The organism is Thermostichus sp. MS-CIW-36 (assembly GCF_054059035.1).
The window spans coordinates 100,426-119,955 of sequence record NZ_JBSSBR010000005.1 but is presented as its reverse complement, the minus strand read 5'-3'; the positions used below and the strand labels follow the sequence as shown (position 1 = coordinate 119,955).

Annotated in this window: 16 protein-coding genes and 1 tRNA gene; 5 read left to right on the top strand and 12 right to left on the bottom strand. The window is 60.1% G+C overall.

Going from position 1 to position 19,530, the window contains the following annotated elements:
* Positions 1 to 295 precede the first annotated feature (295 nt).
* Complete coding sequence (gatA, locus tag ACVWVQ_RS04220; protein WP_457507039.1) at positions 296 to 1,828, top strand: Asp-tRNA(Asn)/Glu-tRNA(Gln) amidotransferase subunit GatA; 1,533 nt, start codon at positions 296 to 298, stop codon at positions 1,826 to 1,828.
* Positions 1,829 to 1,845: 17 nt separating this feature from the next.
* Here gatA and psb28 read toward each other — a convergent pair whose 3' ends face one another.
* The 4 genes from psb28 to gyrA form a co-directional block, all read right to left on the bottom strand.
* On the bottom strand, positions 1,846 to 2,160 hold the full coding sequence (psb28, locus tag ACVWVQ_RS04215) for a photosystem II reaction center protein Psb28 (RefSeq protein ID WP_011433213.1): 315 nt from the start codon (positions 2,158 to 2,160) through the stop codon (positions 1,846 to 1,848).
* Positions 2,161 to 2,191: 31 nt separating this feature from the next.
* Positions 2,192 to 3,391, bottom strand: coding sequence for a glycerate kinase family protein (locus ACVWVQ_RS04210; RefSeq protein ID WP_457507036.1), 1,200 nt, complete (start codon positions 3,389 to 3,391; stop codon positions 2,192 to 2,194).
* A 38-nt stretch (positions 3,392 to 3,429) separates the two neighbouring features.
* Positions 3,430 to 3,801 (bottom strand): DUF760 domain-containing protein, encoded by a 372-nt coding sequence (locus tag ACVWVQ_RS04205; protein WP_011433215.1) that lies wholly within the window; start codon positions 3,799 to 3,801, stop codon positions 3,430 to 3,432.
* A gap of 186 nt (positions 3,802 to 3,987) precedes the next feature.
* Positions 3,988 to 6,516 carry a DNA gyrase subunit A gene (gyrA, locus tag ACVWVQ_RS04200; protein ID WP_457507034.1) on the bottom strand — a complete coding sequence of 843 codons (2,529 nt, stop codon included), beginning with the start codon at positions 6,514 to 6,516 and terminating at the stop codon, positions 3,988 to 3,990.
* Between the two features lie 409 nt (positions 6,517 to 6,925).
* Between gyrA and ACVWVQ_RS04195 the strand changes: the two genes are divergently transcribed.
* From ACVWVQ_RS04195 to ACVWVQ_RS04185, 3 genes are all read left to right on the top strand, one after another.
* Positions 6,926 to 7,192, top strand: a complete 267-nt coding sequence (locus tag ACVWVQ_RS04195) for a hypothetical protein (RefSeq protein ID WP_255344550.1) — start codon at positions 6,926 to 6,928, stop codon at positions 7,190 to 7,192.
* Positions 7,193 to 7,282: 90 nt separating this feature from the next.
* Complete coding sequence (locus tag ACVWVQ_RS04190; RefSeq protein ID WP_457507031.1) at positions 7,283 to 8,989, top strand: SulP family inorganic anion transporter; 1,707 nt, start codon at positions 7,283 to 7,285, stop codon at positions 8,987 to 8,989.
* Positions 8,990 to 9,058: 69 nt separating this feature from the next.
* The gene (locus ACVWVQ_RS04185) at positions 9,059 to 9,898 is read left to right on the top strand and encodes a DUF6671 family protein (protein ID WP_011433219.1); all 840 of its coding nucleotides are present in this window, start codon (positions 9,059 to 9,061) and stop codon (positions 9,896 to 9,898) included.
* 258 nt (positions 9,899 to 10,156) lie between these two features.
* Here ACVWVQ_RS04185 and ACVWVQ_RS04180 read toward each other — a convergent pair whose 3' ends face one another.
* The 6 genes from ACVWVQ_RS04180 to groES all read right to left on the bottom strand — a co-directional run bounded on the left by ACVWVQ_RS04180 (position 10,157) and on the right by groES (position 16,580).
* Positions 10,157 to 11,731 (bottom strand): iron uptake porin, encoded by a 1,575-nt coding sequence (locus ACVWVQ_RS04180; protein ID WP_457474087.1) that lies wholly within the window; start codon positions 11,729 to 11,731, stop codon positions 10,157 to 10,159.
* A 299-nt stretch (positions 11,732 to 12,030) separates the two neighbouring features.
* Positions 12,031 to 12,102 (bottom strand) — tRNA-Val (locus tag ACVWVQ_RS04175).
* A 41-nt stretch (positions 12,103 to 12,143) separates the two neighbouring features.
* Positions 12,144 to 13,307: a GuaB3 family IMP dehydrogenase-related protein gene (locus tag ACVWVQ_RS04170; protein WP_457474086.1), complete on the bottom strand. Its 1,164-nt coding sequence runs from the start codon at positions 13,305 to 13,307 to the stop codon at positions 12,144 to 12,146.
* A gap of 101 nt (positions 13,308 to 13,408) precedes the next feature.
* A complete protein-coding gene (locus tag ACVWVQ_RS04165; RefSeq protein ID WP_457507029.1) occupies positions 13,409 to 14,203 on the bottom strand; it encodes a DUF429 domain-containing protein in 795 nt (264 codons plus the stop codon).
* 340 nt (positions 14,204 to 14,543) lie between these two features.
* Entirely contained in the window at positions 14,544 to 16,178 is a 1,635-nt protein-coding gene (gene groL / locus ACVWVQ_RS04160) for a chaperonin GroEL (protein ID WP_011433224.1), read from the bottom strand.
* A gap of 90 nt (positions 16,179 to 16,268) precedes the next feature.
* A complete protein-coding gene (groES, locus tag ACVWVQ_RS04155) occupies positions 16,269 to 16,580 on the bottom strand; it encodes a co-chaperone GroES (protein WP_011433225.1) in 312 nt (103 codons plus the stop codon).
* 214 nt (positions 16,581 to 16,794) lie between these two features.
* Between groES and ACVWVQ_RS04150 the strand changes: the two genes are divergently transcribed.
* A complete protein-coding gene (locus ACVWVQ_RS04150) occupies positions 16,795 to 17,607 on the top strand; it encodes a PhzF family phenazine biosynthesis protein (RefSeq protein ID WP_457507045.1) in 813 nt (270 codons plus the stop codon).
* Between the two features lie 161 nt (positions 17,608 to 17,768).
* Here ACVWVQ_RS04150 and ACVWVQ_RS04145 read toward each other — a convergent pair whose 3' ends face one another.
* Together ACVWVQ_RS04145 and ACVWVQ_RS04140 are read right to left on the bottom strand one after the other, a co-directional pair.
* Positions 17,769 to 18,752 carry an apocytochrome f gene (locus ACVWVQ_RS04145; RefSeq protein WP_457507027.1) on the bottom strand — a complete coding sequence of 328 codons (984 nt, stop codon included), beginning with the start codon at positions 18,750 to 18,752 and terminating at the stop codon, positions 17,769 to 17,771.
* 228 nt (positions 18,753 to 18,980) lie between these two features.
* Entirely contained in the window at positions 18,981 to 19,499 is a 519-nt protein-coding gene (locus ACVWVQ_RS04140) for a cytochrome b6-f complex iron-sulfur subunit (RefSeq protein WP_414351678.1), read from the bottom strand.
* Between the last annotated feature and the right edge of the window lie 31 nt (positions 19,500 to 19,530).

The following is a 19,530-nucleotide window of genomic DNA, read 5'->3' as shown; positions in this document are numbered from 1 at the left end:
ATTGAACGGCGCACCGAGGCTTTGGAACGGCGCACTGACGAGATGGCCCAAGAGATGCGGGAGATGCGGCAGGAGATTCGGGATCTGCGCCGCGATTTTTTGGAACGGCGTTGACTGCCAACAGCCCAGGCGCTCGGCGCTGCTGATGTGATCATCCCTAGATCCTCTCCTAGCAAGAGAGGGGGATCCACGAGATCTTTAGGGAGTTAGGGTTGGGAAGGGATCCCATCTGGATTAGTCTAGAGGGAACTTGGTCTGGCCTCATCGGCGTTTGCCATTCCCTGCGAGTTTGCATATGTCTGTGATTCGCGCCCTACACAGCCAGTTGGTAGCCAAAGAGCGCTCGGCGGAGGAGATCGCCCGCGAATACTTGGAGCGTCTCACCCAACTGGAGCCGCAGCTTAAAAGCTTTATTACTGTAACCGAAGAACTGGCTCTGCAACAGGCCAAGGCGGTGGACGCCCGCATTCGGGCCGGGGAAGAGATTGGCCCTTTGGCCGGGATCCCGCTTGCCGTCAAAGACAACCTCTGCACCCAAGGGATCCGCACCACCTGTGCCTCCCGGATGCTGGAGGGGTTCATTCCCCCCTACGAGTCAACAGTGACGGCGCGGCTGGCGGCTGCGGGCATGGTGACGGTGGGCAAGACCAACCTAGACGAGTTTGCCATGGGCAGCTCCACGGAAAACTCGGCCTTTCAGCGCACCGCCAATCCCTGGGATCTGACGCGGGTGCCAGGGGGATCCTCTGGGGGATCGGCGGCGGCGGTGGCTGCCGACCAAGCGGTGGTGGCCCTGGGCTCAGATACGGGGGGATCCATCCGCCAACCGGCAGCTTTTTGTGGGGTGGTGGGCCTCAAGCCCACCTACGGGCTGGTGTCTCGCTACGGGCTGGTGGCCTTTGCTTCGTCTTTGGATCAGGTGGGGCCGTTTGGGCGCACGGTGGAGGATGTGGCCCTGCTGCTGCAGGGGATCGCCGGCCATGACCCAATGGACTCCACCAGCTTAAAGGTGCGGATCCCGGACTACAGCCAAGCCCTGATCCCTGAGATCAAGGGGTTCAAAATCGGGGTGATCCGCGACTTGCTGGGAGAAGGATGTGGGGAGGAGACCCGCGCTGCCGTCCAAGCAGCCATTCAACATCTGCAAGAACTGGGGGCCGAGATCCTGGAGATCGACTGCCCCAGTTTTCGCTACGGCCTTGCCACCTATTACATCATCGCCCCTTCGGAAGCCTCTGCCAATTTGGCCCGCTACGACGGGGTGAAATACGGCCTGCGGGAACCTGCCGACTCGCTGCTGGCCATGTATGGCAAGACCCGCGCCCACGGCTTTGGGCCAGAAGTCAAGCGGCGCATCATGATCGGCACCTACGCTCTCTCTTCGGGGTACTACGACGCCTACTACCTCAAGGCCCAGAAGGTGCGCACCCTCATCAAGCAGGACTTCCTCAGGGCTTTCGAGAAGGTGGATGTGCTGGTCAGCCCCACCACCCCCACCCCAGCCTTCAAGCTCGGCGAGCGGGAGGATCCCCTCAGCATGTACCTGTGCGACCTGATGACGATCCCGGTGAACTTGGCGGGATTGCCGGGATTGAGCCTGCCCTGCGGGTTTGCCGATGGCCTGCCCATTGGCCTGCAAATTGTGGGCAATGCCCTACAGGAGAGCAAGGTGCTGCGGGTGGCCTATGCCTATGAGCAAAGCACCGACTGGCACAAGCGACGGCCCCCGCTGGGGCAGCCCTCAGTTGAAGAGGGCCAGGGATCCGATCCCGGCCAACCTCAAGCCAAGCGCAGATCCGGCAAAAGGAGCAAAAAATCCAAAAGCTGAGGCGGGAAGGGCGGCAACTAGGCCATGCCCATCTGGTTGGCCGCTGAAAAGCGTTCCATAAAGCGCAGGAAGCGATCCCACTCTGCCTCGGTTTCCATGTCGTAGGTCACTTCCAGGGCTTTGAATTCCCCGTTCAGGAACTTGGCCCTGATGTTGCGGGTGGTCAGCTCCCCTTCCTCATCGATCATCCGCATGCCGAGGATGTTTTGCGTATCGGATTTTAGATCCTCGAAGCGGAAAATCGCGGATCCCCGGTTGCCGGTCTTGGATTTCAGCACTCGCACCTGGGTGGGCACCTCTTGGATGCCGGGGGAGAACTCGATACTGGCCATGATGTCCTACGAAACACGATGATTTAAGCCATTATAACCGGCCAATCCCCGCATCCTGCTCCAGAAAATCTCTCAGCTCCTGGGCCGTCATCTGCTCCAGGTGATGGCCGGCCTGCCGTTGGGCTTCTGCCACATCGGGGATCCGGTCGCACAGGGCGCCAACCCGAAGGGGAAGAGGCTGGGCTGCCAACCCAGCGCGCGCTGCCGGAGTCACCTGGCCACAGAGGATGAGCAGGGGTTTTTGGGCTTGGATAGCCTGCTCCAGCACGGCCCCCACCACCTTTCCCATTGTGCTTTGTTCGTCGAGGCGGCCCTCTCCGGTGACGACCAGATGGCAGCGGCGGATGCGCTCCGGCAGGGCCAATTGCCGCGCCAAGAGCTGGATCCCGGACTCCAGAGTGGCCCCCAAAAAAGCCACCAACCCTGCTCCCGCTCCCCCTGCGGCTCCGGCCCCTGGGATCCCGGCCACTGCCCGGCCCAGGTCTCGCTCCACCACCGTTGCCCAATGGGCCAAGGCTTGCTCCAACTGCTGCACTTGCGGGGGGGTAGCCCCTTTCTGGGGCGCAAAGACGGCGGCGGCTCCCCACGGGCCGTTGAGGGGATTCTGCACATCGCACAGGCCGCGGATGCGTTTCCCCTGCCAGACAGGCTGTTCAGGGGACTCAATGCGCTGCAAACGGGCCAGCTCTCCCCCGCCCCAGCCGATGGGATCCCCGGCCTCGTTCAACAGGCGATAGCCTAAGGCCTGCGCCATGCCCGCCCCTCCATCCACGGTGGCGGATCCCCCCAGACCTATCCAGATCTCGGCAATAGGCTCTCGGCAGACGGCCCGCAGCAGCTCCCCCAGGCCATAAGTGGTGGTGCGGGTGGGATCCCGCCGCTCCGGTGGCACCAAGGTCAGGCCGGCCACCTGGGCCAGCTCCAACAGGGCCAGCTCTCCCGCCACCCCATATTCCGCCCAGACGGGATCCCCCAACGGGCCGGTGACCCATAGGCCCTTCTTCTCTCCCCCCAGCGTCGGCAGCAGTGCCTCTAGGGTGCCCTCTCCCCCATCGGCCAAGGGGATCCGCTCCACCTCGACTTCCGGCAGCACCTGTCGGATCCCGCGGGCCATGCTCTCTGCCGCCGCCGTGGCTGTTAGGGATCCCTTAAAACTATCCGGGCAAACCAAAATCCGCCGCGGTGGGCTGCTGAACTGGGATCCCTTTGCCTGGAAACCCGCATCCAGCATGGAACCTCCTCGGCGGCGCTAAAAGGTGGATTGCAAGCCTAGCCCTCCTCCTCTGCTGGCGAAGGCTGATCCGCGCTGGCAGGCTGGGAGGCACTGCCCAAAGATTGCTCCAGGGCTAGGCGCTGCTCCATGACCCGCAGGAAATAGCCGCCCATCATCGCGCCGGAGAGCATTTTCGCCAAGCTCTCGCGGTTGGTGATGATCTGAACCCCGAATTGATCGGAGGGCAAGCTCCCCACCAAGCTGCGGATGTTGTGGCCCAAGATCTCCAGCACTTCCGGAGAAGAATTGCGGGCAATATCCTGAAAGACACTGGGATCCTGAGACTGCAAGTATTGCCAGAGCCGGTTGTCGGGGCTCGGAGTTTGCACTGCCTCAAAACCAGGGATGAAATTCAACGGGCTCGCCATGGAGTAACCCAGCTCCACAAACACAGCAGGTGTAGCCCAAACTAGGGCGCCCGGCCTGATCCCACAGGCCTTTGCCGTTCCCGGAATTTGGGCTATCCCAAAGGTAACACCCCATCCTCACCCTCTCCGGTACGGGATCCCACCCTTCTGCGGCGGCAAATGCCGTACCTAAGTAACGGCCGGGGATCAAGCGCTGGCTTCTGAGGTCTCCTCCTCGGCAACCAAGGCAGCGGGTACCACTGTAACTCCCACAATGCTGTCTTCGGGATCCAGGCGTTGCACCAGTACTCCTGTCGCCTCGCGGGATTGGGTGGGAATGGCCTTGGCCAACTGGCGCATAACAATGCCTCTCGCGGTCACCAACAGGATCTCGTCCTCGGCATTAACGATGCGCAAGGCCGCCAGTTCATCGGAGTCCTGCCGGAACTTGGTGGCGATCACCCCCTTGCCGCCGCGGTTTTGCTGGCGGAAATTGTCGATGGCCGAGCGCTTGCCCCGCCCTTCTTTGGTGATCACCAGCACCCAAGGGTTAGCCAGCTTCTCCCCCTCTCGCTCGGCAGCCATCACCGATTCGGCAGAGATAATATCCATGCTGACGATGTCATCGCCGGCGTTGAGGGTAATGGCCCGCACGCCCCGGGTGGCCCGTCCCAGAGGGCGCAGTTGCTCGTCATCCGCCGGGAAGCGAATGGACATGCCTTGGCGGGTTGCCATCACCACATCGTCGCTGGAGCGGGCGCGGCGCACCCAGCGCAGTTCGTCGTTTTCTTCCAGAGAGATGGCAATCAGGCCGTTGGAGCGCACATTGGCAAAGGCGCTGAGGGCCGTTTTTTTGATGTAGCCCCCGCGGGTGAGCATCACCAGATATTCGTCCTCGCTGAACTTGCTTACGGGCACCATGGAAGTAACCCGCTCTTCCCGGGTGATCGGCAGCAACTGAACGATGGCGCTGCCGCGGGCGGCGCGGCTCCCCTGGGGGATCTGGTGGGCGGGCAGGGTATAGACTACGCCCCGATTGGTGAAAAAGAGGATGGTGTCGTGGCTGCGACAGGCAAAAAACTGTTCGATGGCATCGTCTTCTTTGATGCGGGCGCCGGCTTTGCCGCGGGTGGCTCGCCCCTGCACTTGGAACTCCTCAAGGCCCATGCGCTTGATATAGCCCTGCTCGGTTAGAAAGATAACCGTCTCCCGATTTTCGATCAGATCATCCGTTCCCAGCTCCCCATCCTCCAAACAGAGGCGGGAACGGCGCGGGCTGGCAAAGCGGGCTTTGAGCTGCTGCAGCTCTTCGCTGATGATCTGCATCACCCGTTCTCGGCGGGCCAGAATATCCCGCAGGTCGGCAATTTGCCTCACCAAGTCTTCGTGCTCGGCCTGGATTTTTTCCGCTTCCAGGGCGGTGAGGCGGCGCAGCTGCATCTGCAGGATCCCGTCGGCTTGGGCTTCACTCAGGCCCAACACCGCCTGCAATTCCTCTCGGGCTGTGGCGGTATCGGCGGCTCCCCGAATGAGGGCAATCACCCGATCCAACTGCCCCAAAGCCAAGAGATAGCCCTGCAGCAGGTGATCCCGCTCTTCGGCTTTTTGCAGCTCGTAGCGGGTGCGCCGCTCGATCACCTCTTCCCGAAAATCCAGAAAAGCCTGCAGCGCGTCCCGCAGGGTCAGGGTGCGCGGCTCGCCGTTGAGGATGGCCAGCATATTGACCCCGAAGTTGGCCTGCAGGGGGGTTTGCTTGTAGAGGTTGTTGAGCACTACCTGCGGCTGGGCATCCCGCTTTAGCTCGATCACCACCCGCATGCCGCTGCGGTCGCTCTCGTCGCGGATGTCGGCAATGCCTTCCAGCTTTTTCTCGTTGACCAGCTCGGCGATCTTCTCGATCATGGCTGCCTTGTTGGTTTGGTAGGGCAGCTCGGTGATGATGATGGCATCCCGAACCGGTCGGCCCCGCTGCTCTATGGTTTCGACGGTGGCCACCCCCCTCAGGGTGATGGAGCCGCGCCCGGTGGTGTAGGCTTCGCGGATGCCCTCTTGGCCCATGATCAGCGCCCCGGTGGGGAAGTCAGGGGCGGGGATCCACTGCATCAACTCCAGGCTGGTCAGGTTGGGGTTGTGGATGAGGGCGATCAGGCCGTCCACCAATTCGCCCAAGTTGTGGGGCGGGATGTTGGTGGCCATGCCCACGGCAATGCCGGAAGAGCCGTTCAGGAGCAGTTGCGGGATCCGCGCCGGCAGCACCAGGGGTTCTTGCTGGGATCCGTCGTAGTTGCCGACAAAATCGACAGTGTTGGCGTCAATATCTTGGAGCAGGGCTTCTTGGGCAAAGGCAGTCAGCCGACACTCGGTATAGCGCATGGCTGCCGGCGGATCGTTGTCCACAGAGCCGAAGTTGCCATGCCCATCCACCAGCCGCTCCCGCATGGAGAAATCTTGAGCCATGCGCACCAGCGCATCATAGACGGCCTGATCCCCATGGGGATGGTATTTCCCGATCACATCCCCCACCACGCGGGCACACTTGCGGAAGGGGCGATCCGCCGTCAGGCCCAACTCGTGCATAGCGTAGAGAATGCGGCGGTGCACCGGCTTCAGGCCATCCCGCGCATCTGGCAAAGCCCTCCCGACGATCACGCTCATGGCGTATTCCAGGTAGGACTGCGACATCTCCCGCTGCAGGTCGGTGGAGATGATGCGCGCCGTCGATTCGTTGTCGCTCATGGGGTTGGGTTATCCGTAAGGGATCCCAGTCGGCCTTGGCGCAGTGGGTTCATGGAAGTTTATCGAGAAGCCAACCTTGGCCGTGGCAGAGTAAACTACCCAACCCTGACTGCTTCGCAGTACGGGGCGGGCTTTCGGTAGCCCTGCAGTTAGTAAACTAACCACGAGCCTCTGGGCTGGTTTACGGGCAGCCCCAATCGACCGTTACCAGTGCCCTAAACAGCCGTTTCTGGTGTCCGCAGAATTATTATAGCATTCCTCCCGACACTGACCCTACGGGTACAGTGCGGGGCTCCTGCGCTAGTAAGCTGAAGGTGATTGAATTGAGCAGAAAGCTTTTGTATTCCCAGTCTACCATTCGCCCTTTGTGAAGGCTGGCTGACTTCCAGTAGGAGAGGCTCGGTGGTTCATCGGCGGCCCTCTCTACAGCCTCATGGATCGAGATTTACAGGTGGGCCAAGCGGAGCTGATCATTACCCTGACCGGCATCGACGACACCTTTTCCCAAACCATCCATGCTCGCCACTCCTACTTGGCCGATGAGATTCTCTGGAACCACCGATTTGCCGATATTCTCCACCTGGACAGCAATGGGCATCGCTATGTGGACTACTCTCACTTTCACACAACTCTACCGGCTCAAGCCCCATGCCCTCGCTTGGAGGGGAATCCTTGAGGGAAACTATAGAAGAAAATCTATTCTCTAGCATGATCTCTATAGTAACGTTCAATGATAGGCTGCCCATAGCGTGGAGGGCTTTGGGGCATGCTGAGCCAAGCGAAAGAACAACAGTCCGGCAACAGGAGATTTCTGGATTGGCACCGACGTCTGAGCCTAGACAACTGGCGCGGGGATCTGTTCGGCGGGTTGACGACGGCGATTGTTTCCTTGCCGATGGCCTTGGCCTTTGGGGTGGCTTCGGGGGCAGGGCCGGTGGCGGGCTTGTACGGAGCAGTATGCGTGGGCTTTTTTGCGGCTCTGTTTGGGGGTACGCCCACGCTCATCTCCGAACCCACCGGGCCGATGACTGTGATGATGACGGCGGTGGTTGCTAATGTTACAGCTCGTTACCCGGAGCAGGGGCTGGGGCCGGCCTTCACCGTGGTGATGCTGGGGGGCTTATTTCAGATCCTGTTTGGATCCCTGAAACTGGGCAAGTACATCACCCTCATGCCCTACAGCGTTATCTCCGGCTTTATGTCCGGGATCGGCTGGATCATGATTTTGCTGCAGATCCCGCCGCTTTTGGGCCACGCCAGCCAGGGGGGAGTGATTGGGGCGGTGCAGAACCTGCCGACCTACCTGCTCAACCTCAAGATACCAGAGCTGGGGCTGGGGCTGCTGACGCTTGCTATCCTTTTTGGCTATCCCAAGCCCTGGCGACGGGTGGTGCCGCCGCAGTTGGTGGCTTTGGTGTTGGGAACGCTGGTGGCCAGCTTGTTCATGGCCGATTGGGATTTGCGGCGCATTGGCCCCATCCCCACCGGTTTGCCGCAGTTGCAGTGGCCGCAGTTGCCCTTTGCTTCTCTAGCTAACCTGGTGCTGGATGGAGTGGTGCTGGGGATGCTGGGCTGCATCGACACCCTCTTGACGGCAGTCATTGCCGATAACCTCACCCGCACCCGCCACGACTCCGACCAAGAGCTGATCGGGCAGGGGATCGCCAATATTGTCTCTGGCTTCCTGGGGGGCTTACCGGGAGCCGGCGCCACCATGGGCACAGTGGTGAACATCCAGTCGGGCGGACGTACCCCTCTAGCCGGCATTACCCGAGCGTTAATCCTGCTGATGGTGGTGCTGTTTGCCGCTCCCCTCACGCAAGGGATCCCAATGGCGGTGCTGGCAGGGATCGCCTTTAAGGTGGGGGTGGATATCCTCGACTGGAGCTTCCTCAAGCGGGCCCACCGCCTTTCCCTCAAAGGGGCAGCCATCATGTACGGAGTGATGTTCATGACGGTGTTTGTGGATCTCATCGCTGCCGTAGGGGTGGGGGTGTTTGTGGCCAACTTGCTCACCATTCAACGCCTCAGCGAGATCCACTCCGAAGAGGTGAAAGCCATTACCGATGCCGATGATGCGGTGGATCTCACTCCCCGTGAGAGGGAATTGCTGCGCCAGGGATGCGGGCAGGTGTTGCTGTTTTACCTGAGCGGGCCGATGATCTTCGGGGTTTCCCAAGCCATTTCCCGCCAACATCAGGCGGTGGCCTCCTGCCAAGCGCTGGTGGTGGATCTATCAGATGTGCCGATGCTGGGAGTTTCGGCGACGCTATCCTTGGAAAATGCCATTCGCGAGGCCCTGGATCGGGGCAAACAGGTGTGGATTGTTGGGGCCAAGGGCCGGATCCGGCAGCGCCTGGAAAACCTACATTTGCCGCTGCCCCCAGAGCGGTTTGTGGACAGCCGTGAGGTGGCTTTGGCCGAGGCTGTTGCCCAGTTGGGCTTGCCGCTCGAGGCCAGTCCCCTGGTTTGAGTAACCCCAATTGGCCTGAGCCACAAAGCTGCGGGATCCGTTTGCCAGATCTAGGTTAAGTCTGAGTCTATGCAATGGAAGGGTCGGGTCGCCTACTTGGCAACCATGCATCGCAAAGAGCAGGTCATCGGCCCTCTCTTGGCCGAACATTTGGGGATCCAAGTCCAAGTAGCAACTTTTGACACCGACCAACTGGGCACCTTCTCGCGGGAGCGGCCCCGACCGGGGGATCCCATCCACACTCTGCGCCTGAAGATTGCAAGGGCTTTGCAGGATCATCCTGAAGCTCTGGGCTTGGCCAGCGAGGGGTCCTTTGGCCCCCACCCTCAGATCCCTTGGATCCCTTGGAATCAGGAGTGGGTCATGCTCAGGGTTTTTGAACCCGGCGCGGAGCCCTTGGAGCTGGTCGGCTATGCAGAGAGCACCCAAACCAATTTCAGCCATCGCTGGGTGCAGAGCTGGGCAGAAGCGCTGGACTTTGCCCAAAGGGCGGGTTTTCCCCAGCATGCCCTGATTGCCCTCGACCGGCCAGAAAAGCCTCAGGTCATCCACAAAGGAATCCAAGATGAAGAGACCCTGAAGCAGGTGGTGGGGGAGATGCTGACTCGGCAAGGGGGCCTTCATCTGGAAACCGACATGCGGGCCATGTGCAACCCAACCCGGCTCCAGGTTATCGCAGCCGCCACCCAAAACCTAATCGCCAAGGCCCAAAGCCTGTGCCCGGCCTGCGGCACTCCCGGCTACTGGCGGATCCGCTCGATCTCTGGACTGCCCTGCGGCCAGTGTGGCGCCCCCACCCCTGTAACCAAGGCGTGGGTATATGGCTGTGCCCGCTGTTCCCATACCCACACCGAGCCTGTGGCAGAGCCTTGGGCGGATCCCGCTCAGTGTGCTTTCTGTAATCCCTAGCCTTGTCTTGAGCCCGACCTCAGGCTCTCCAGAGCCGGCATTGTCATCCCCGCAGAGGAGTTGTAGTCGTTTCAGGTTAGGGTGAGACACCTGGGCTATAGAGAAAAAGCCCTTCGCTGTATGCACTCAACGTTTCAGACGTGGGTGCAGTGTCCTAGTCTGAATCGAAATGACCATAAAGGAAGGTTTGAACCAAAAAAGGGATCCACTGCAGTGGATCCCCTAACCAGCTATGAACCTGCAAAAGAGGTCAACTCATCAGAAGTTGAACACAGCCCGCAGAGCACCTACACCAATGGTTGGGTCGTTGTCCCCAGGTAGAGCACCATTGGGGTTGCTCACAAAGTAGGCCGCCGGGGTAAGGGTGAGGTACTCGTTCACCGGGAAGCTGTAGTAAACATCCACAATGAACGGGCGGGTATCCCAAACTCCTTCATTTTTGGTGGTCACAATTGGCTGGCCAAAAACCACACCCCCTTGAGCACCCTCAATGAACAGATCTGGGAAGGCGAAGCCAAACAGGAATCCGTTAAAATCTTCATCACCCGGATCGATGGTGCCAGCCGGTACCACATTGGGCAAGTTGTAATCCACATTGCCAGCCGTAAACCAGCCAGACAAGGTAATGCGAGGGCTAAGCTCCCAGTTGGCTGCGACTGTAAAGGCGTTTACCCGCGCAGAGACATCGGCCTGCGTTGCCGGTCCGCGGAAAAGGGGTGTACCGCTGGCCAGGAAGGTGGGGCCGTCATTTGCTTGCTGCAGATAGGTACTGGCAAACTGCAGGTAGATCTCCAGGTTTTCATTCGGCAGGAAGCCCAGCTCCACCACGTGGGCACTGTCGCTACCGGTTATACCGCTGTCGCCGAAGCCGTTGCCCAAGGCTTGAGCGTTCCTGGTGCTGTAGGCGTAGGCTAAACGAAACTGGTCGCTCAAACGGTAGCGAAAACCAAATAGGGTTCCGCTGGGCACATCTGCCGTAGATTTGGGAGGATCGGCAAAGTCCGACAGGGCATCAAAGGGCGTGCTGTACTGCAGAACGCTCCCCACTCCCGTACCCGTAATGCCCGTGTAGATAGTAGCAGCGCGGTCGAAAGCAGGGAATTGATAAACCAGCTGGGCCAGGGTGAAAGTGCCACCGCCACCACCGCCAAAGCCAAGGCCGGGATCCCCATCAAAGAACTCAGTCACAGCGTTGCGAGCTTGGAGACGAATGCGCAGGCGATCGCGACCCACAAAAGAGGCATCGAAGTTCAAGCGTACCCGATAGGGAAGAGTCATGTTGGCTTGGTTTTGCTCTGCTACTACCTTCCCATCAACAACTCTGTCTTCCGTGAGAGCGCTGCCTACAACAGCGGCGATGACTTGGGCATTCAACTTGGTAACCGGGTTGAAGACCTTCCCTTTCAAATCAGTAACATCGGCTTCCAGGGCATCCACCCGCCCGCGCAGGGCTGCCAGCTCAGCAGCAAATTCCTCTTGCAAGCGCTGCAGAGTGGCCAAGTCTTCCTTGGAGACTTTGTCGGCCAAACCGGCTGCAATCAACTCATTGATGCGATCCAAGCAGGCGTTCATACCGGCGGCAAACTCAAAGCGAGTCATAGCCCGGTTGCCGCGGAAGGTGCGGTCAGGGTAGCCGGCAATACAACCGTAGCGCTCCACCAAGGATTGCAGGGCTTGGAAGGCCCAGTCGGTGGGCTGCACATCCGAAAGCTCAGAGATGGAGGTGACCGGCCCGGTAGCTTGGGCATAAGCCACTCCAGGGGTCAGGATCGCTGCTGCACCCAGAGTGCCGGCCAGCAGCGTTTTCCAGTAGTTCGCGTGTTTCGCGGGCATGTTTCTCTCCTTGTTCTTTTCCTCACACCTTTTTGGCTGTAGGGATGTCCTCATAGAAGCGACAAACTGCCTACCTCAACAACGAGCCTGGCAATTGGGGACTCTGGGAAGACATAATACAGCCGAAATCCACATCGTCTACCACTTTACACACTTTCTGGGCAAGACTCAATGCGAGACCCAACTGCGGTAGATGATCGAGGCTCGATATCCACTACTCTACCTCAGGGATCCGGCTCTGGCTAGCGGGTGTATCTCAAACTGAGACAGAGCTCTCAAGCTGCAAGCTCCGGTGGGGATGGGCGGTACCGGACTCGAACCAGTGACATCCTGCTTGTAAGGCAGGCGCTCTACCGCTGAGCTAACCGCCCCCGAGGGATCCCAGTCCACCGAGTTTAGCATTCTCAAGGGACTATTTCCCCATACCCAAGCTCTGCGCCTTCTGGTACACCTTCCCCTCTGTGAGCAGGGAAGGGGCGATGCAGATCTCCACCTGCTGCATTTCTCGGAGATTGGCAGCCCCCAAGGTGGCCATGCTGGTGCGCAGAGCACCCCAGAGGTTGTGGGTACCGTCGTCCAGGCGGGCGGGGCCGCGCAAGATTTCTTCCAAGGTGCCGGTGGATCCCACGCGGATGCGGGTGCCGCGGGGCAAGATGGGGCTGGGGGTAGCCATGCCCCAATGAAAGCCGCGACCGGGGGCCTCATAGGCGCGGGCCAAGGGGGATCCGATCATCACTGCGTCCGCTCCACAGGCGATGGCCTTGCAAATATCGCCGCCGGTCACCAATCCCCCATCGGCAATCACAGGGACATAGGTGCCGGTTTCCGCCAAAAACTGCTCCCGTGCAGCGGCACAGTCGGCGATGGCCGTAGCCTGCGGCACTCCCACCCCCAACACGCCTCGGGAGGTACAGGCAGCGCCAGGGCCGATCCCCACCAAGACACCGGCAGCTCCGGCCTGCATCAGCTCCAGAGCGACATCGTAGGTAACGCAGTTGCCCACCACAACAGGAATGGGCATCGACCGGCAAAATTGGGCCAGATCCAGCAGTTCCATGCCTTCGGGAACCTTGTGGTGGACGGAAACTACCGTGGCCTGAACGAAGAACAGATCCCCCCCGGCTTCAGCCACCAGGGGGCCGTATTGGGCGGCGTGGGCGGGCACACTGCTGGCTGCTGCAATGGCGCCACCGGCCTTGATTTGGCGGATGCGCTCTTGAATCAGATCCGGCTTTACAGGTTCGCTGTAGAGGCGCTGCATCAGAGGCACAAACTCGTCTTTGCCCACCGACGCAATCTGATCCAACACCTCATCGGGATCGGCGTAGCGGGTTTGGATGCCATCCAGGTTCAACACCCCGAAAGCTCCCAGCTCCGAGAGCAAAATGGCCATTCGCACATCCACCACGCCATCCATGGCGCTGGCGATGATGGGGATTTGCCGTTGGATCCCTCCCAGGGTGAAGTGGGTGTCCACCAGGCTGGGATCCAGCGTTCGTCTGCCTGGGGCCAGCGCGATTTCATCCAGCCCGTAAGCGCGTCTTGCCTGCCGATTGCGGCCCAGTTGCACGTCCATTTTTCCCCTGTTCTGCGGATCCTTGTTCTTATCATGCCGCCAAGGGGGGATCCAAGGCCAGCGAGAGTCTTGTTCTCTTGGCTGCGATCCCGGAGCGGGTCTCAATCCGCCCCAAAGGTTCGAGGGGGCAGGGGCGTGAAAATGTGCCCTTCTTGCAGGTTGCCGAAACTGCGGCAGCGCTCGGATCCCCAGCGGAACCCGTAGAGGGCGATGTAAGCACACATCAAGGCATCCACTTGATCTTCGTAGTTTTTGAGCCGACGGCTCTTGAGGGATCCCACCTCCACTTGGAGCAACGCTTCGTGGCCCCGGAGAGCTGGGTCAGCGGCAGCCAGAGAGCGCAGATGATGCTGGTAAAGCTGCCAGGCTTGTTGCCGTTCCGGCCAGGTGCGTCGAGGGCGGGCCTTGTATTTTAGAGTGCGGCTGAGGCCAAAGAGGCTGACCAAGGCGCTGTGGGGGAAGACCTCGGTCACTTGGCGGGTAAGTTTTCCTCGCTCGATGCTGGCCTGCTCCCGAAAGCCATAACTGGCTAGGGCTTGCACCAAGGCTTCCCCTCTCACCTGGCCGTTTTTTTCTAGAAGCCGGCGGTTGGCTGGGTGGGCCCCGGCTGCATAGGCGCGAAACACCTGGTTCAGTTCTGCCTCGGCCCGCCGTTGTCCTGTGAGGTTGGGAACCCGCAAGGGCGCATCCACCGCCACCAAGCAGGGATCCCCTCCCGCCTGAGCTTGAATGTAGTCCAGGATCTCCTCATCCGTCTGGAGAATGCGGCTATCGACCAGATAGCCTGTCAAGTTCTGCCTGCCGGGATCCCCGAGCTGGACTCGCAGCGTGGCCAGACCGGAAGGGTTGCGGGTTGACCAGGCCAGATCCAGGCCAATGCAGATCAACTGAGCCACACCGCCTTCCCCTTCTCTTCAAGTTGGACAGAATCAGAGTCGTTATCAAAAAACCAGTTTGAGGCAGTTCCCGATTGCATGGCTCCGGCGCCCTCACCCCCAGACCCTCTCCCTCTGAGAAAAGGGGTTAGGGATCAGCATCACAAACAGTTTCGCTGCTGTCTCACGGTCGTTGGGAATGATCCCGCCGGATTGCCTGCGTCTTGATGAAAATCCACAAGAAAAGGGATCCCACCAGGGGATCCCCAGAGATTCATCCAAGATGCCTGGCCAGGAAGCGAAGTGCCCATGGGCTCTTCGGTGAGCCTCAGGGATCCACCTCGCTGTGGCGGTCAACGGATTAGTAGTCGTAGTCACTCATGCCGCTGCCGCTGCTTGCCGGCGTGTTGGTTTTGGGCTCCGGCTTGTCCACCACGATTGCTTCGGTGGTCAGCACCATCCCCGCAATGGAAGCAGCGTTTTGCAGGGCGGAACGGGTAACCTTGGCCGGGTCTACAATGCCCGCTTCGAACATATCCACGAAGGCGTCGTTCTGGGCATCGTAGCCGGTGTTGAAGGGCTTGTCTTTCACCCGCTCCAGCACAATGGAGCCGTTTTGGCCGGCGTTCTCAGCAATGCGGCGCAGCGGAGCACCCAGAGCGCGGGCGACCAGGTTGGCCCCCACCAGTTCATCGCCGGACAGGTTGGCTTGCGCCCACTCGGTTACCACTGGGATCAGGTGTGCCAAGGTGGTACCGCCGCCGGGAACGATCCCTTCTTCTACCGCCGCTTTGGTGGCGTTGATGGCATCTTCCAGGCGCAACTTGCGGTCTTTCATCTCGGTTTCAGTGGCCGCGCCCACTTTGATCACCGCTACGCCGCCGGAGAGCTTGGCCAGGCGCTCTTGCAGTTTTTCTTTGTCGTAGGTGGAGTCGGTTTCCTCAATTTGACGGCGAATTTGCTCGCAACGAGCTTTCACGGCCGCTTCGTTGCCTTCCGCCACGATGGTGGTATTGTCTTTGGTTACCGTGACGCGACGGGCAGTGCCGAAGGAATCGAGGCGAGCGTTCTCCAGCTTCAAGCCCCGCTCTTCGCTGATTACCTCACCGCCGGTCAGGATGGCGATGTCTTCCAGCATGGCCTTGCGGCGATCCCCAAAGCCAGGCGCTTTCACCGCCACCACGCTCAGCACACCCCGCAGCTTGTTCACCACCAGGGTGGCCAGCGCTTCTTTCTCAATGTCTTCGGCGATAATCAGCAGGGGACGACCGGCGCGAGCCACTTGCTCCAGAACCGGTACCAGGTCTTGCACCAGGGTGATCTTCTTATCGGTGATGAGGATGTAGGGGTTTTCCAGAACCGCTTCCATCCGCTCGGTATCGGTGACGAAGTAAGGAGAGATGTAGCCCTTGTCGAAGCGCATCCCTTCCGTCACTTCCAGCTCGGTGGTCATGGACTTGCCTTCTTCCAGGGAGATCACCCCTTCGCGGCCCACCTTGTCCATGGCCTCGGCAATCATACGGCCCACTTCTTCATCGTTACCGGCGGAAATGGCCGCCACCTGGGCAATGGCTTTGGAATCTTCGACCGGGCGGGCATGTTCGGCGATTTTGTCTACCAAAAACTTCACCGCCTTGTCGATCCCCCGCTTTAGGGCAATCGGGTTGGCGCCGGCAGCCACGTTTTTCAGACCTTCTTTCACCATGGCGTGAGCCAAGACCGTGGCCGTGGTGGTGCCATCCCCAGCCGTGTCATTGGTCTTGGAAGCCGCCTGCCGGATCAAGGAAACGCCTGTGTTCTCAATGTGGTCTTCCAGCTCGATTTCTTTGGCAATGGTTACCCCGTCGTTGATGATTTGGGGGGCGCCAAACTTCTTCTCCAGCACGACGTTGCGCCCTTTGGGACCCAGGGTAACGGCTACGGCTTCTGCCAAAATATCCATGCCGTGCTCTAGAGCGCGGCGGGCTTCTTCACTGAAGATGATTGATTTGGCCATAGTCAACCTCTCCGATGCAAATGCAGGTAAGGGTGAAACAGAGTCTCAAGGATTCAATCGTTCGTTGAACTGCTGCTGAATCACTGACCATTACTGAACAATGGCGAGAATGTCCCGCTCGGCCAACAGCACATATTCATCGCTGCCCAGCTTGACTTCGGTTCCGGCATACTTGGAGTAGAGCACTTTGTCGCCGGCTTTCAGTTCCATCGGGATCAGCTTGCCCTCGTCGTTGCGCTTGCCAGGGCCAACAGCAACCACTTCCCCCACCTGGGGCTTTTCCTTGGCAGTGTCCGGCAAGAAGATCCCACCTGCGGTTTTCTCGTCCTGCTGAGCGATTTTGACCAGCACGCGGTCGCCCAGCGGCTTCAGGGTAGAGACGTTAAGAGCCACTGCAGCCATGACGAATGTCCTCCTCTTTCCATTAATTCCGCTTCCCGAGGGGAAGCGACTTAGCACTCTCGACTTACGAGTGCTAGTTTATCAGCCAACTTTCTGGCCTGACAATAGCCTTTGTCAGCGGGATCCCGCTTTTGGCAGGTGCGGTCGGGGTGCGGATCCCCCTACTTTGGGGTCTGCTGTGGGATCATGACCTGAGTTGGGCTTGGTTGAGAAGGTGTGGATCCCGTTTTTTCAGGTGGATGCATTTACGGCGGTGCCTTTCGGCGGCAATCCGGCAGCGGTGTGTCTGCTGCCCCAGGAGTTGCCAGAGGCGCTGATGCAAGCCATTGCGGCGGAGAACAATGTATCGGAGACGGCTTTTTTACTGCCTCAGGGATCCCAGGGCGAGGTTCCCCACTATGGGCTGCGCTGGTTTACGCCGACGACGGAGGTGGATCTCTGTGGCCACGCCACCTTGGCTGGTGCCCATGTGCTGTTCACCGAGGTGCATCCTGAGGCGGAGAGGGTAGCCTTTTCCACCCGCAGTGGCCTGTTGCAGGTGCGGCGGCAAGGGGATCGCCTGGCCATGGATTTTCCTGCTCAAACTCCGGAACCTTGGCCAGAAGCCAAGGAGCAGGTGGCAGCGGCTTTGGGGATCCCACCTGTGGAGCTGTACCGCGGGGGTATGGGGGTGGCGGTGCTGGCTTCGGCGGGACAGGTGCAGCAGGTGCAACCGGATCTGGCCCAGGTTCAAGCACTCCCCGTTCCGGGGTTGATCGTCACAGCCTCTGGGGCGGCTCTGGGGAATGGGCCGGATTTTGTCTGCCGCGTTTTTGCCCCTCGGTTGGGGATCCCGGAGGATCCGGTGACGGGATCCGCCCAGTGTCTTTTGATGCCCTATTGGGCCAAACGCCTGGGCCGACTTGATTTGAAGGCTCACCATCTCTCGGCCCGCGGGGGCGAGCTGTGGTGCCGAGATCGAGGCTCACGGGTGGAGATTGCTGGGCAAGCGGTGCTGGTGATCAGAGGAGAGCTGAGGCTGCCTTAGAACCGTTGTCGACTAGGGTGCTAGCGGCAGGGAACAAGGCCTCCGGCCCGCTAGGGCGAGCAGTTGAAATAGATGGTAATAAAAACCACGACTGCTATCAGCCCTACAGAACAAAAAACACCTCGGATACCTCCGAGGTGCAGGCCAGGAAAGAGCTTGAGCTAGCCAAGGATTTCGGCGGCTTGAATGAGCTCCACCTGCTTTTTCTTGAGCACCAATAAGAGCTGGGCAATCGTAACGGCTGCCAGGAAAGCCACCAGCCATTTCACCCGCTCCGGGCTTTGCAGCACCAGATCCCGCTCCACCTGGCCAAAGCCGCCCACATTGGGATTGTTGGTGACGGGATCCCCTTCTTTGACGCTGTCGCCAACGGCAACCACCAGCTCCGGCCCAGGTGGCACCACCAGGTTGTGGATCCCACTTTCGCTCTCGAAGCTGAGAACCCGCGTGCCTGGCAGCTCATATTCCGGGGGCACCAGGCTGGCCAATTCAGCCGGTAGATCGCTGATATCGGAGTCGAGGGTGGCGATGTTGACTAGACGCCCGGTGGCCGGAGCGCGGAAAACGTTGTTGTTGCTGAGGCTGCCGTCGGGGTTAAGCTGACCGCGACCTCGGTTGGCCCCAATGTAAACGCGATACTTCATGAAGGCCACCGAGGGATCCTCTTTCGGGTCAGGGGCCACCACTGGAAAGACGATTTCTTGATGCTGCTCGCCCGGCAAAGGCCCGACCAGGAGGATGTTGGGCTTCGCGTCGCTGTAGGGGGTGATGTAGGTCTCGGCAGTTTCTTGCCGTTGTTCCTCGGTCATCTCGGCTTCGGTGGCTAAACGGAAGCCCTCCGGCAAGACCACTACCGCGCCCACATTCAACCCACCCTTGCTGCCGTCTGCCAGCACCTGCTGCTTGCTCAGGTCATAGGGGATCCCAACTTTGATGGTGAACACCTGGCCGGGGGTGACTGCCTGCGGCACCTCGGCGCGAGTGGGCATGGCGTTCAGGTGGCAGTTGGCACAGACAATTTTTCCGGTCGCCTCGCGGGGGTTGTCGTAGGCCATCTGGGCGTAATAGGGGTAGGCTGCCGCCGGACGTGCCCCCATCCCCAGCAACAGCAGCAGCCCACAGAAGGCCAAGCAGATTCGCTTCATAACTCTCAGCTCAGAATGAATTTCCATCACAGGTTTAGGACACAGTCTTGGAACAGCCATCTCGACAATTTGCCCCAAATCGTTCGGCAAAAGCCGGCACAGCCAGGATCCTTACCTCACCATCCTTCTAGATCAGGGAGATCAGGGGCCGGTCAACAGTTGGACTGGAAAGGTGCTCCGCACCGCTGACGCAATTGCCTGGGCAGAACCGGCGGGATCCCTTGCCCTTTAGGTCTCCCGGAAATCAGGGCCTTGCCAGGGGCTGAAGCGAACGTTGTCGCCATCCACCGTGGCGCTCACCAGCTCCAGCGAGCGGGGAGCCGGCCCCCGAATCACCTTGCCATTGGCCGCGTACTGGGATCCGTGGCAAGGGCACTTAAACAAATTTTCCCCCACATTCCAGGGCACCACGCAGCCAAGGTGGGTGCAAACCGCGTTGAGGCCGTAGTTGGCCACCGCCCCATTGTCGATCACGATGTAGGTGGGATCCCCTTTCAAACCTTGGGCCAGCACCCGGTCCGTGGCAGCATGGGTGGCCAACAGCTCACTGACGCTGATGGGCTTGCCGAGGGCGTCCTGAGCGATGAGGCCCTCACCCCCTCCACCGGAAGAGGGCGGGATAAAGTACTTCACCACCGGGTAGAGGGCGCCCACCACTACGACTCCCACAGAGCCACTGAGCAGGGCATTGAGAAGAACCCGCCGGCTCATGGGGGGCGCTTCAAAGTTGCTAACCGCTTCCGTCATAATGGCAAATGCAAACCTGAGAAGTTTTAAC

Coding starts and splice junctions, on each gene's coding strand:
- gyrA (WP_457507034.1), bottom strand. CDS start 6,516: ATGAGCGACAACGAATCGACGGCGCGCATCATCTCCACCGACCTGCAG.
- groL (WP_011433224.1), bottom strand. CDS start 16,178: ATGGCCAAATCAATCATCTTCAGTGAAGAAGCCCGCCGCGCTCTAGAG.
- psb28 (WP_011433213.1), bottom strand. CDS start 2,160: ATGGCCAGTATCGAGTTCTCCCCCGGCATCCAAGAGGTGCCCACCCAG.
- groES (WP_011433225.1), bottom strand. CDS start 16,580: ATGGCTGCAGTGGCTCTTAACGTCTCTACCCTGAAGCCGCTGGGCGAC.
- ACVWVQ_RS04185 (WP_011433219.1), top strand. CDS start 9,059: ATGCAATGGAAGGGTCGGGTCGCCTACTTGGCAACCATGCATCGCAAA.
- ACVWVQ_RS04190 (WP_457507031.1), top strand. CDS start 7,283: ATGCTGAGCCAAGCGAAAGAACAACAGTCCGGCAACAGGAGATTTCTG.
- ACVWVQ_RS04205 (WP_011433215.1), bottom strand. CDS start 3,801: ATGGCGAGCCCGTTGAATTTCATCCCTGGTTTTGAGGCAGTGCAAACT.
- ACVWVQ_RS04170 (WP_457474086.1), bottom strand. CDS start 13,307: ATGGACGTGCAACTGGGCCGCAATCGGCAGGCAAGACGCGCTTACGGG.
- ACVWVQ_RS04145 (WP_457507027.1), bottom strand. CDS start 18,752: ATGAAGCGAATCTGCTTGGCCTTCTGTGGGCTGCTGCTGTTGCTGGGG.
- gatA (WP_457507039.1), top strand. CDS start 296: ATGTCTGTGATTCGCGCCCTACACAGCCAGTTGGTAGCCAAAGAGCGC.
- ACVWVQ_RS04210 (WP_457507036.1), bottom strand. CDS start 3,391: ATGCTGGATGCGGGTTTCCAGGCAAAGGGATCCCAGTTCAGCAGCCCA.
- ACVWVQ_RS04140 (WP_414351678.1), bottom strand. CDS start 19,499: ATGACGGAAGCGGTTAGCAACTTTGAAGCGCCCCCCATGAGCCGGCGG.
- ACVWVQ_RS04180 (WP_457474087.1), bottom strand. CDS start 11,731: ATGCCCGCGAAACACGCGAACTACTGGAAAACGCTGCTGGCCGGCACT.